12 protein-coding genes are annotated in these 12,342 nt (G+C 66.2%); 5 read left to right on the forward strand and 7 right to left on the reverse strand.

The window, feature by feature from the left end:
• Nucleotides 1–19: 19 nt before the first annotated feature.
• The gene (locus tag AKJ09_RS15275; RefSeq protein WP_146647932.1) at nt 20–1,156 is read left to right on the forward strand and encodes a carbohydrate-binding family 9-like protein; all 1,137 of its coding nucleotides are present in this window, start codon (nt 20–22) and stop codon (nt 1,154–1,156) included.
• A 140-nt stretch (nt 1,157–1,296) separates the two neighbouring features.
• Here the strand turns inward: AKJ09_RS15275 and AKJ09_RS15280 are convergent, their stop codons facing one another.
• The 5 genes from AKJ09_RS15280 to AKJ09_RS15300 form a co-directional block, all read right to left on the reverse strand.
• Nucleotides 1,297–2,322 carry a tetratricopeptide repeat protein gene (locus AKJ09_RS15280; protein WP_146647933.1) on the reverse strand — a complete coding sequence of 342 codons (1,026 nt, stop codon included), beginning with the start codon at nt 2,320–2,322 and terminating at the stop codon, nt 1,297–1,299.
• 24 nt (nt 2,323–2,346) lie between these two features.
• The gene (locus AKJ09_RS15285) at nt 2,347–3,282 is read right to left on the reverse strand and encodes a hypothetical protein (RefSeq protein WP_146647934.1); all 936 of its coding nucleotides are present in this window, start codon (nt 3,280–3,282) and stop codon (nt 2,347–2,349) included.
• Between the two features lie 43 nt (nt 3,283–3,325).
• Nucleotides 3,326–4,750: a hypothetical protein gene (locus tag AKJ09_RS15290; RefSeq protein WP_146647935.1), complete on the reverse strand. Its 1,425-nt coding sequence runs from the start codon at nt 4,748–4,750 to the stop codon at nt 3,326–3,328.
• Nucleotides 4,751–4,776: 26 nt separating this feature from the next.
• Entirely contained in the window at nt 4,777–5,457 is a 681-nt protein-coding gene (locus tag AKJ09_RS15295; protein ID WP_146647936.1) for a hypothetical protein, read from the reverse strand.
• A gap of 86 nt (nt 5,458–5,543) precedes the next feature.
• Nucleotides 5,544–5,897 (reverse strand): hypothetical protein, encoded by a 354-nt coding sequence (locus AKJ09_RS15300; RefSeq protein WP_146647937.1) that lies wholly within the window; start codon nt 5,895–5,897, stop codon nt 5,544–5,546.
• Between the two features lie 232 nt (nt 5,898–6,129).
• Here AKJ09_RS15300 and AKJ09_RS15305 point away from each other — a divergent pair, with 232 nt between their 5' ends.
• Entirely contained in the window at nt 6,130–8,691 is a 2,562-nt protein-coding gene (locus AKJ09_RS15305; protein WP_146647938.1) for a DEAD/DEAH box helicase, read from the forward strand.
• Nucleotides 8,692–8,701: 10 nt separating this feature from the next.
• Here the strand turns inward: AKJ09_RS15305 and AKJ09_RS15310 are convergent, their stop codons facing one another.
• Both AKJ09_RS15310 and AKJ09_RS15315 read right to left on the reverse strand, forming a co-directional pair.
• Complete coding sequence (locus AKJ09_RS15310; protein WP_146647939.1) at nt 8,702–9,556, reverse strand: NmrA family NAD(P)-binding protein; 855 nt, start codon at nt 9,554–9,556, stop codon at nt 8,702–8,704.
• The gene (locus tag AKJ09_RS15315; RefSeq protein ID WP_146647940.1) at nt 9,553–9,984 is read right to left on the reverse strand and encodes a nuclear transport factor 2 family protein; all 432 of its coding nucleotides are present in this window, start codon (nt 9,982–9,984) and stop codon (nt 9,553–9,555) included. Before AKJ09_RS15315 ends, AKJ09_RS15310 begins: the two co-directional genes overlap by 4 nt.
• A gap of 213 nt (nt 9,985–10,197) precedes the next feature.
• On the opposite strand from AKJ09_RS15315, the gene AKJ09_RS15320 reads away from it, so the two are divergent.
• From AKJ09_RS15320 to AKJ09_RS15330, 3 genes are all read left to right on the forward strand, one after another.
• On the forward strand, nt 10,198–11,100 hold the full coding sequence (locus AKJ09_RS15320) for an AraC family transcriptional regulator (protein ID WP_146647941.1): 903 nt from the start codon (nt 10,198–10,200) through the stop codon (nt 11,098–11,100).
• A gap of 317 nt (nt 11,101–11,417) precedes the next feature.
• Nucleotides 11,418–11,972 carry a hypothetical protein gene (locus tag AKJ09_RS15325; RefSeq protein WP_146647942.1) on the forward strand — a complete coding sequence of 185 codons (555 nt, stop codon included), beginning with the start codon at nt 11,418–11,420 and terminating at the stop codon, nt 11,970–11,972.
• A gap of 2 nt (nt 11,973–11,974) precedes the next feature.
• Nucleotides 11,975–12,316: a sigma-70 domain-containing protein gene (locus tag AKJ09_RS15330; RefSeq protein WP_169927555.1), complete on the forward strand. Its 342-nt coding sequence runs from the start codon at nt 11,975–11,977 to the stop codon at nt 12,314–12,316.
• Nucleotides 12,317–12,342 lie beyond the last annotated feature (26 nt).

Below are 12,342 nucleotides of genomic sequence, written 5' to 3' on the forward strand. Positions count from 1 at the left end.
GCTTTCGCGACGAATCGAGATGCCTTCGCTTCTTCGCGTGGTGCTCTCGCTCTTGGGCGTGGTGCACACGTTCCCGGCACGAAGGCACTTGGCGCTGCTCGTCGAGCATCCGTCGCTCGGGGAAGCCTGGAAAGGTGTCGGCGCGGTCGTCGCTGTGGTCCTCTACTTCCTGCCCCTCCGCTGGTATGCGCGCACCTTCGCGGTGCTCGCCCGTCATCGGTGGTGGGCCGCCGCGCTCAGTGCACTCTTGGTCGCCGCACATTCCGTACCGGCGGCGGATCATCTTCCGCGTTTGTTCGCCCACGCCTCGTGGGGCGATGGGTGGCGCGGAGGCGGTTCGGCGCTCGCCGTCCTTTGGTTCACGGCACCGCTGCGTGTGCAGGCTGCCACCGTCGCCGTTCTTCACGCGCCGCGCGCGATCTTGCTCTCGGAGAAGGAGAGATTCGTGATGGCAAGGGTCTCGCTCGTCTTGATTGCCGGGCTCGTCTTCGGGGCTGGAGTGTTCACCGGCGCGCGCCACGTGGCGCTGTCACACGCCATGCCCCCGGTGCGCGCGGCGGACGCGCCGGCGAAGGTGTCGGCGACGATCGTGGAGCTCCACGTCCCGCAGGCGGGCTCGGCCATTGCGATCGACGGAGAGCTCGAAGAGGCCGCGTGGGACGGAGCGGCCCGGACCGGCGGTTTCCTCCGATCGGACGGCTCGAACGCGCGCCCCTATTCCGATGCTCGGCTGGTGTGGAAGGACGACACGCTCTACATCGCTCTTTACGCCGCGGACGAAGACATTCGCACGTCCGCCAGCGCGCCTGGCCCGCTCGATGACGCGTTCTCGCTGTTCGTCGAAGGCACGAGCGGAGAGCACGCCATCGATGTGTCGGCCGACGGCCGAGTCTTCGCGCGGCGACTATCGAGCGGCGCCCCGTGGGAACACTTGGCGCGTGTGGCGCACGATATGGACGGGACCGCGAACGATGCGTCCGATGACGACGAAGAGTGGATCGTCGAGCTGGCGATTCCGCTCCGCGAGCTGGGATTGAAGGGCGAGCGAGGCGAGCGTCTCTCGTTCGGCGCGCGCCGATGCGATACGCCAAAGCACGGCCATCGCGCGTGCGGTGCGTGGAACGCCGGCGAGCCCGCGGTTCTCGTGCTCGACTGAACCTCGTAACCCGCCGCGATCGCGTGCTCGCGACGGAGCACGGAGGACGCCCGCGATCGAACCGCGTAAGCTTGGCGCCTGATCATGGACCTGGTCGTTTGCGTCAAAACGACGGCTCGAATAGGCTTCGAGTCGGAGCCTCACGCATCGTCGGACTCCTCGGGCAGTTCGAGCTTCGTAGGTTCACCGCGCTCGATCGCCGTCCGCCATCCTGTCAGATGCGCTTCTTCGCCCGCCCAGAATCGCGCGCAATCTTCGAGATACGTGGAAACGGCCGTCCGTTCCCCACGCGCGAGTAGTGCGCGCGCGAGCTCGCGGTCGGGGCCAAAGGAGTTGAGCTGCGGCGATCCGGGCGTCTTGCCTGCACGCACGAGATACGAAGATGCGGCGGTGAGCTGATCATCGGCCAGCGCGGCGAAGCCGAGTGCGATGTTCGCCCAGTGGATGGCGTTACCGTAGAGGTACGTGCGCCAGCACGTCTCGTTGTCGACGAGCACGCGCTCGGCCGTCTCGCGAACACGCACCCAATCCTCGGCCAAGACGGCTGCCCGCGTCAGGTCGATGCGGATACCGAGGGCACACCAGTCTTCCTGGGAAAGATCGAGTGCGACCTCGAGCTCCTCGATCGCCGCGCGCGCATAGCGTCGTCGCTCGCTCGAGTCTCCTGTCCACTTCGCCCGCGTGGCGCGGTTCGTCAGAGTATGGGCGATACGCTTTCGCCAGCTGCCGTTCTCCGGGTCCATCGCCAACGCACGTCGGAAGAGTGCTTCGGCCTCCGCCGGATGGTTGACGCCGAGGAACGTCGCGGCGTTCTCGAGGATGTGCACCTTGGCGTCAGGTTGCGCCGCGACCGCGACCCACGCTCGTCGGATCGCTTCGTGACCTTCGGGTGTCTGCTCCTCCTCGATGTAACCAAACCCGCTAAGTCCGATGTCGGGCCGATGCTCCGCGAGCCACGCAACGTGCTCCGCACGTCGGCGATGACGCTCAGGCGAGAGACCACCGAGATAGAACCCGACGAGACGGACTCGCGCATCCACGTCGTTCGCATCCGCGAGGACGCGGGCCTCCAGAGCCTTCCCGTCCTGCTCGGAAAGGCCTCCTTCCTCCGTGGCACACATGGCCTCGTACACGAGCCGCTGCCAGTCCACCTCCTCGCTCGACATGTCGAGAGGATAGCCGCGGGACGGTCAGATACCGAGGAGACCTTGCGCGTCTGACCACTGACGCGTCAGGTAGGGCGAGACTTCGCCGACCACGCTGACGCGCGCGAGAAGCGGTGAGACCGACGATGGCTCGCGATGCCACGTGCCACTTGCGGCGGGGCTCCACGTCGGTTTGCCCAGCCAAGGCTGACGCCCGATGCGGAGTTGGCCGTCGGGAAACCGAGTGCGCAGCGACTCGGCTACGTCATGCGCGACGTGTGGAATCGGCTGCTTCGTCATCTGGGCCCACTTCGTGAGGGCGGAGAGGCCGCGCAGGACGTCGTAGAAGTAGAAGCGCGGGAAGCAAAGCTGGCCCCACTCGAGGGCACTCGTGCGCTCTTCGGCGTTGTGGCGGGTCGACGAGCCTTCGACGAGCTTTCGGCCGATCAGGAATTCCGCGGCGTGATCGAGGAACGCTCGCTCCACCGCCGTCCACGGCCTATTCGTGCAGAGCAGGATCGCTTCGAACGCGCCGATGGTTCCGACCATCGAGCTCGGGACCTCGTCCTCCACGCGATACGCGGTGTCGTCGCAGCTCAGGCCACCGTCGGGCATTTGATAGCGAAGCAGCCACGGACGAATCCACGGCAGCTCGCGATCCACGTCGACGCCCCATGTCGAGAGCACCTGATAAACCGTGCCGAGCTGACAATGACAAGGCACGCGATAGGGAGGCACGCCCTCGGGAAGCTCGCCGTCGTGAATAGGAAAGATCTTCAGCGGTAGTCGGTCGAGTGACTCCATGAGCGCGTGGACGCCGCGCTTCGGAATACGCTTCGTCTCGCCCATCTCGTGGAGGAGCAGCATGTGCCACCACGGCGAATCCCACTTTGGCCAATAGGGATCCTTGGCGAGACTCGCGAGCGCCTCGTCGGATTCGAGATAGCGAACGGACGCTTCGATTTCGGGGACGTGTGCCATGAATCAGAAATAGACGAAGCCGAGGTTGCTGGAAAACCCGCGATCAGGGCGGGTCGATCCAACGCACGAGAACGAGATCGCCGTGCGACCAGGCAACCAGTGCTCTTCCCGATGGTGTGAGCGCGAAGGTGGCCTCGCTTTCGCCCTCCTGCGAGTCCAGGAGCATCGCCGGCAACCACGCGCCTTCCGGTGAAAGCCAGGACAGGTAGGCTCCGTCGCTGAGGCAGCCAACGCCGCTCGAGGGCTTTCGCAGCTCCCACTCCACCAATCCGTGACCACTCTGGGAAAGCGCGATGTCGCGGATGACCGTCCTGTCCGGCGCCGCGCCCGGGATGGACTCGGCGCCTCCCCATTTGCCGCTCGCGTCTCGACGCACGACTCCGCTCTTGAACGTGCATTCGGAGGACCAATTGCTCCCTGCCACCATCGCACGGCCGGCGCCGTCGCTCGCGATCCGTCCAAACGGCGGGAAATCAGCGAGTTCGGTCGGCGCATTCCAACCACCGTCGCGCTCGCGCGTGGTCGTTTGGACGCGAGTTCCCCCGTCCTCGAACAACCGACCGCCAAGCACACTCATGGAGCCGTCGCGGTCGGGGGTGGCGCTCAGCCCGACGCTCAGCCCGACGTCTCCGAGGCCCAACGAGTCGGTGGCGCCCCATCCTGTGGCTGGCGAGAACGCGGCCGCCTTCACCAATCCGGAGCCAGCAGCGCCCTCACTCCAGACCGCAAGAGCCTTTCCGCTCGCGTCCACCGCGAACGTGAAGTTGCCTAGCGCTTCCGCCGTGAGAAAAGAGGGGTCGCCGAAGCCGCCTCCCGCGGGCGCTCGAAACGCGAGAAGGCCACCATTCTCCCGATCGGCATCGACGAGAGCGGTGACGTTGCCGGCCCCATCCGCAGCGAGCTCGAAGGCCGGCGGCGATGGCTCCTGCCACCAACCGATACCGGTGACCGCGAGCGTCGAGACCGGCGACCAAGTGCCGTTCGAGCTTCGCTCTCGCGTACAGACGACGTCGTGAGAGGTGGTTGCCCGCTCGTAATAGGCGGCGACGACGGTGCCGTCCGGCCGCATGGCAACCCTCGGTGTCTGGTCCCCATGTGCGAACTGGCTGTCCGGCGACGTGATCGTCTCCACATCGAGCCAATGCGAGTCGCGATACAGCCGGACCCGAACATGATCTGCGTTATGCCAGGCGACCACGGCATCGCCGTTTGGAGTCACCGCGACGACCGGTCGCCAGCCTTCGACGGCGAAGTCCGCCGTCACGCCGGGCGGTATCGCGACCGGAAGAGCGGATTCGACCGCATCGGGCGCGGGGCGGCAGTCGGGTCGAGGCTCGGGCGCCGGCGCTTGGCCGATCCCCGAATCGACGGCGGCGTCTGCTCGGTCTGGCGCCTGCTCGGACGGAGGATCGACGGCGATCGCGCCACAAGCACAAGCGAACACGCTGACGAGGGCGACGCGGCGCACGCCACCATCTTTGCACCGAAGCTCGGTCAGAAGTAGACGAAGCCGAGGTTGCCGCCGACCGTGTCGCGGACTTCGCCGGCGAAGAAGTGGTCGTAGCGCGCGGTCAGCGTGAAATACCCGCTGTCGCAGCAGTGACCGAACTGCAGAACAGCTTCGGGGCCGAGCGAGAGGCGGAACGGTTCGCGGTTGCCGGTGATCTCAGCCGTGCTCCCGAGACCGCCGCCGACCCCGACGACCCAATCGCTCGGGTGATAGAGGAAGCGATAGCCCAGACGAACGAAGAGGCCCGTGCCTCGGTTGCTCGAGACGATGCCGGGTTCGAAGAGGAGGCGGTTCGGGCGGTGCTTCTGCACCGTGAACGAGCCCTGCCTGCGCGAGCACGTGAGCGCCGGACCGATGGGGAGCGACCACGGCCAGGAGATCGTCGCTGCGGGCGTGTCGCCGCGAAATTGCGCTCCGAAGTGGGGAACGACCGACGCGACGAGAAGCTCCCCCGTCGAGCCGAGCCCCTTCAGGAAAGGTCCCCAGGGGGCGCCGAGAACCACGTCGGGCGGCGGATACTGATAGGGAACGGAAGGCTGCTGCTTCTGCCAGTCGGCGAGCTCGCGCGCGTTCTTCGCTTCGAAGTCCCGGCACGCATCGAGACCGTCCGCGGTGTCGAGCGTCGGCTCTTCGGCACGTGCATCATGCAACCAACCGAACACCATCAGCGCAACGGAGGATGCCGCCGCCAATCGCCGCCGTCCCCGCCCCTCTCGATCCGCCACGCGACTCTACATCTCCGAAGCTTCGCTCAGTCGAAGTGGAACGTCTTGCCCACCTGCACCGGCTGGCCCTTGAAGGCCGGCACCTTCGCCTTCTTGTACTGACCCGCGATGCACTTGGCGACCGGCGTTCCGACCATCGGCCCTTTGTCGACCACCGCCTCCGAGGCCGAGCCGCTCGGCGCGAACCGCACGAGAACATGACCTTCACCGCGCGCGGCCTTCGGGTTCTTGCACTTCGCGAGGTCGACCGACGAAAGCGCGCTCGATGCTGCACTTCGATCGAACCCGCCGTCCTCCTGCGCGGCTGCGCGCGATGCGTCGGCACTGGCGAGGGCCGAGAGGAGAACTCCAAGAGCGAGCGCGATCTTCGGACTGGGCATAGGCCCCGGGTGAAGCAAGCGAAGTGCCGCGAGTTGCATCACGTCGCCCGAAACGCACCCCTGTTGGATTTGCACGACAACGCCGAACTAATTGGCGTCTCAATCCGAGCGAACCACGGCCGTAGTTTCGCGCCTGAAGGGGCGGTGGACGGCGCGTCTGGATCGACCTTTCCCCACTGAAGCCTCCAGCCCTCGCCAGCGTGTGCGCGTTCGGACTATCCTGCGCCGTCCAATGGCCGAAGCTTGGCTCAAAGAATTGCCTCCGCAGGATGCGTCGAGCGACGAGATCCTCAACGCATTCCTGGCGTACGTCACCGCGCGTGAGCTCGAGCTCTACCCTGCGCAGGAAGAGGCGATCCTCGAACTCTTCGAGGGAAACAACGTCATCCTCAACACGCCCACCGGCTCGGGGAAGTCCCTCGTCGCCGAGGCGGCGCACTTCGACGCGCTCGTCCGCGGGAAGCGCTCCTTCTACACGTCGCCCATCAAGGCGCTCGCCAACGAGAAGTTCTTCGCGCTGGTGAAGACGTTCGGCGCCGACAACGTCGGCCTCATGACCGGCGATGCGACGGTCAACCGCGACGCGCCCATCATCTGCGCGACGGCCGAGATCCTCGCGAACCTCGCCCTCGAGGGCGGCCCGAATGCCGACGTCGACGTCGCCGTCCTCGACGAGTTCCACTACTACTCGGACCGCGAGCGCGGCGTCGCCTGGCAGCTGCCCCTCCTCACGCTGCCCCAGACACAGTTCCTCCTCATGAGTGCCACGTTCGGCGATCCCACGCCGTTCGAGAAGCACCTCAACCAGCTCACGGGTCGACGCACGGCCGTCGTCCGCTCGACGCACCGCCCCGTGCCGCTCGACTTCGAGTACCGCGAGACGCCGCTGCACGAGACGGTGCAGGAGCTCGTCTCCAAGGGCAAGCACCCGGCCTACGTCGTCAACTTCACGCAACGTTCGGCCGCCGAAGAGGCGCAGAACATGATGAGCGTCGACTTCTGCTCGAAAGACGAGAAGAAGGCGATCGCCGAAGCCCTCAAGGGCGCGCGCTTCGACAGCCCCTACGGCCGCGAGATCCAGCGCTTCATCCGCCACGGCGTCGGCGTGCACCACGCGGGCTTGCTCCCCAAGTACCGCCTCATCGTCGAGAAGCTCGCGCAGAAGGGCCTGCTCAAGATCATCAGCGGCACCGACACGCTCGGCGTCGGCGTCAACGTTCCCATCCGCACCGTCGTCTTCACGAAGCTCTGCAAGTTCGACGGCGAGAAGACCTCGATCCTCAGCGTCCGCGACTTCCAGCAGATCAGCGGGCGCGCCGGTCGAAAGGGCTTCGACGATCAGGGCAGCGTGGTCGCGCAAGCGCCCGAGCACGTCGTCGAGAACCTCCGCATGGAGGCCAAAGCCGGAAGCGATCCCGCGAAGAAGCGGAAGATCGTCAAGAAGAAGCCGCCGGAGTGGGGCTACGTCCACTGGGACAAGAACACCTTCGAGCGCCTCATCGGCTCTCAGGCCGAGCCGCTCGTGTCGCGCTTCTCCGTCTCGCACGGCATGGTCGTCAGCGTCGTCGCGCGCGAAGAGAACGGCGGGTGCATGGCGCTCGCGCACCTCATCAAGTCGTCGCACGAGCGAACCGCGCAGCAGCGCATCCTCGGGCGAACCGCGCTCGAGATGTTCAAGTCGCTCCGCGATGCCGACATCCTCCACATCGAACACGACTACGACGGGCGACGCCGCGTCGTCGTCAACGCCGACCTCGGCGAAGACTTCTCCATCCATCACGCGCTGTCGCTCTACCTGATCGACACGCTGAAGCGCCTCGTGCCTTCCGACCCGGCCTACGAACTCGATCTGCTCACGGTCGTCGAGTCGATCCTCGAGAACCCGGACATCATCCTCCAGCGTCAGCTCGACAAGCTGAAGGGCGAGAAGGTCGCCGAGTTGAAGGCCGCCGGCGTCGAATACGAAGAGCGCATGGCGGAGCTCGAGAAGCTCGAATACCCCAAGCCGCAGGCCGAGTTCATCTACGGCACGTTCAACGCCTTCGCCGCGCTGCATCCGTGGGTGAAGGCCGAGAACATCCGTCCGAAGTCGATCGCGCGCGAGATGTACGAGCAGTTCATGTCCTTCTCCGAGTACGTGAAGGAGTACGGACTCGAGCGCGTCGAAGGGCTCCTGCTTCGCTACCTCACCGACGTCTACAAGGCGCTCGTGCAGACCGTGCCCAAGTGGGCCAAGACCGACGCCATCGAAGACGTCACCACGTATTTCGGCGCCATCGTGCGCCAGGTCGACGCGAGCCTCATCGACGAATGGGAGCGCCTCAAGAATCCGGCCGAGCGCATCGAAGCACCGCGCGCCGGCGAAGAGCTCGAACCCGAAGGCTCGAAGGACGTCACGCGCGATCGTCGCGGCTTCATGGTGCTCGTGCGCAACGAGATCTTCCGCCTCGTGCGAGCCCTCGCCCGTCGTGACTGGGCCGAGGCCGCACGCACGGTCGTGCCCTCCGATCCCAACGCCCCGCAGATGGCCACCGGTGCCGAGGTTCGCGAAGCCACGCGCATCGAGGCGGATCTCGCGCCGTACTTCGCCGAACACGCGCTGATTCGTATCGATCCCGAAGCGCGCAGCCCGAAGCACATGGACGTCGAAGAGGGCGAGACCAGTTGGCGCGTGCGTCAGGTCCTTCTCGACCCCGAAGAAGACAACGACTGGTTCTTCGAGGTCACGATCGACCTGGCACGTTCGCGCGAGATCGCCAAGCCTGCACTGACGCTCGAGCGCATCGGTCGGTAGAGCGTTCTGGTCACGGCCGCACGCCGAGAGCCTCGCGATTCCGTTCGACGAACGAGCGGAAATCGCGAGCCGGCGTGCCGGTCACTTCGAGCACTGTGCTCGTTGGTTCGGCCTCCGCTCCGCCTCGAATGCGTTCGTCGAGACCGGCGAGCAGCTCGGCGAACGCACGAGGGATCCCCGCTTCGACGTGGCGCTCGACCAGCTCGGCAGTCGACACCGCGACATGCGTTCTCGGGATGCCCGTCACCTCGGTGAGGATGGCAGCAACCTCGTCGTAGGAAAACGCGGCCGGTCCAGTGATGACGTGCGCCTTGTCGTGCGAACGTTCGTCCACGAGCGCGCGTGCTCCGACGCGAGCGATGTCGTCGGCGTCGACGAAACGAACCTTGCTCGTCCCCGTCGCCGTCACGAGCGGCACGCCCGCGGCGAGGCTCTTGGCGAGGAAGTGTCGCGGGTCGACCAAGTTCTGCATGAACCACGAAGGCCGAAGGACGGCCCACTCGGGCGTGTGGTCACGCAAGTACCGATGAACCTCGCCGAGGCCCGGATCCGTGACGTCGACGGCGGACGAGCTCAGCATCACGAAGCGCCGCACGCCAGCCCTCATGGCGAGGTCGATGAAAGGCACCATCGTCTCGGCCGGCTTCGGATCGAGCGGCGGGGCGAGAAGGTAGACCGCCTGGACGTCACGGACGGCGGGCTCGTGCGTCGAGCGATCGTTCCACACGAAACGAACGGCATCCGTATCGGTTTCGGCCCTGGCCTGCGCGCCAGCGATGCGCGAGGTGATCCCCTCGTTGCGGAGAATGGTGGCAACGCGACTGCCCGTTTGGCCCGTTCCGCCCAGGACGAGAACGCGTCTCATCGGCCGCCCTCCTGCTCGAGTGCAAACGCTTCGTGGGCCACGACGGGGTTCCAGTACTCGCGGTAGCGAACGATCTTTCCGTCCTCGGCCGTCAAGACCATCACGTAGTCCTGCTCGTAGGCTTTCCCCGTCGGGCGCGCGATCGAGCTGCCATGGACCTCGGCGATGACGACCCCCGGATCGAGCGAAGCGTGGACGCGAACGTCCGAGAAGGTGAACGGACCAAAGAGCTTGCCCGCGCGGCCGAAGTACTCGCGCATGGCCTGCTTTCCGACGAGGCGTGGTGGAACCGAGGTTCCCACCGCAAAAGGAAACTCGACCACGACGTTTTCGTCGAAGAGCGCGTACCAGGCCTCCGGATCCTCGAGGACGAGAGCGAGGTGTCGTTCGAGCAGCTCGAGCGAGGCTCGAGTCGTTGAATCGGTCATGCTCGGTACCCTACGCACGGCGCGTCGTGCGGGGCGTCCGGTGACCGATCCGCACGTCCGGTGCCCTACACCGCAACTCGGTTGCGCTGATTGAAGAGTCAAACGGAGATCGCGACAGACTTGTGCAAAGGACCGTGGATTTCGGGGCCCTCGCCCATCGTGGGCCCCGAAATTCACGGTCCATGCAAGTGGTCGCCGCAGTAGGTTGAGAGCATGACCGCCGTGCGTGAGCTCGTCCGCAGCGTTTCGGTCCGCAAGGTCGACGCGACACATCTCGCCCTCGGCAACCGCTGGGGCAAGCGGCTTGGACGCGGCCCTCACGAAGCGCGGGTCTACGTCCAGCTCGACGGAACGGCTGCCCTCGACGTGGGCGGCGAGCAGATCTCGCTCTCGCGCGGCGACATCGCCTTTCTCCCCCGTTCCGACGCGCACGTGATTCGCGACCAACCCACGACGCGCGTGCACGGGTTCGGCGCCTGCCCCGGCATGCAGCGCACCGATGACGACGCCTACGAGACCGACGGTGACGTCGATGGGTACATGATCGTCGCGAGCCTCCACCACGGAGCGGAGGCGCCCTGGCTCGATTTGCTTCCGGCCGTCGTTTCCCTTCCGTCGGAGAAACTCGCCGTCGCCGGCTGGCTCCGCGAAACGCTCGACCTTCTGCGCCATGCTCGTGCGCTACCCGAAAGCTCACGGGAAGCCATCGCCACGTCTCTCGCGCACGTGCTCTTCACGCAGGCGATCGAGCGCATCGAGTCGCGTCAGGATCTCTTGCGTGATGCATCGATCGCCTCGGTGCTGGCCGATGTGCGCGCCGCTCCCGAGCAACCCTGGGAGCTCTCGGCGTTGGCCAAGCGCGCGGGTCTCTCACGCACGGTCTTCGTCGAGCGAGCGTCGTCCTTGTTGGGCATGCCGCTCGGTACGCACATTCGCGCGCTCCGACTCGCACGCGCCCGCGAGCTCCTCGTCACGACGAACGCTGGCGTGAAAGAGATCGCCGCACGCGTCGGATACGCCAACGCATCGGCCTTCGCGCGAGCGTTCACTCGAGCATCGGGAACGAGCCCCGCGCGTTACCGCGAGAGTTCGATCCTTCACGACGTCAAGACGTAGCGGACGTCGCGCTCCAATCGGACAAGCCGGCGCGCCGCACGGCTCTGCCTGCGGATCTCCTGCGGGTGCATAAGCGGTATCCGGCGGCGAGGTGCGCGCGCCACGAAGCCAACGCGTGCAAGCACATGGAACTCGAGAGAGCGACGCGCGAGGGGGCGAGGGGCACTGAGGCGCAAAGACAGGGTGCGAGGCGACCCACGCTCGCCCTGTGAATGACGCGGTTCGTTACTTCGCCGTCACTCTGACCTCGAGCATTCACCGAAAAAACAGTGCCCTCGTTTCTCGCCCTCCATCGCTCAGGGCGGTAGGATCGGGACGTGGGCAAGAAGCTCAACCTCCCTGTCGTCCGTTCCGTTTTCGACCGTTCCGACACCACCACCGAGGGCGCCTCGAAGTCAGGCGCGCCTTCGAGGAAGGACGTAAAGCCGACGCTCGAAACCGCACGCAAGCGGCTCGGCGGGCGAGCATCCGACGTACGCGAGCCGGCTCCCGACGGCATGCTGCCCGGACAGATCGTCACCGTCACCACGAAGAGCGGCGACACCCACGTGGGCGTCGTTCTCTTCGCCGGCATCGAGGCGATCCACGTGCTTCTCCAAGACGGCGTACGTCTGAAGCGCGTTCGCGCCGAAGACGTCGGTCCCTACGACGGCTCGATGCCGACCGAGCTCGACTCGATCGCCACCGACGCCCGTGTGTTCCGCATGATGTACGAGGGGCAGTCGATCCGTTACCCGGACGACCACGGCTCGCTCGTGAGCGGAAAGCTGATCGAGAAGTGCCGTTACGGCGCTCTCGTCGCACGTGAAGACGGAGCTGTCGTGGCCGTCGGTTTCCGTAAGCTCTGGCCGCTCCCGATCGCCGAAACCTGATCGTGCGGAAAGAGCTCGAAGCGATCGTCACGGCGCTTCTCGAAGCGTCCGAGGCGAGCGGTGAAGTTTCGCTCGATGCGATCGGCGAGGCCGTCGGCGCCCGAGCGGTCAGTCAAGATGACGTCGACTCCATCCTGCACGCCCTCGAGGCCAAGGGTCGTCGCATCCAAGCGCCCGAGGGCGGCGGGGGCGAGAAGCGCCTCGCCCAGGTCATCGCCACGGCACGCACGCTCGGAGCGGAGCTCGGCCGCAAGCCCAGCGTCGCGGAGATCGCGGCACGCTCGGGGCTGACGGCCGAAGAGGTTCGTCACGCCCTCGCGCTCGTGCAGATCATGCAGCGCTGAGGGCGTGAGCCTCCGACCTCTCGGCG

It is taken from the genome of Labilithrix luteola, from assembly GCF_001263205.1.
In the GTDB taxonomy this organism is placed as follows: Bacteria; Myxococcota_A; Polyangia; order Polyangiales; family Polyangiaceae; genus Labilithrix; species Labilithrix luteola.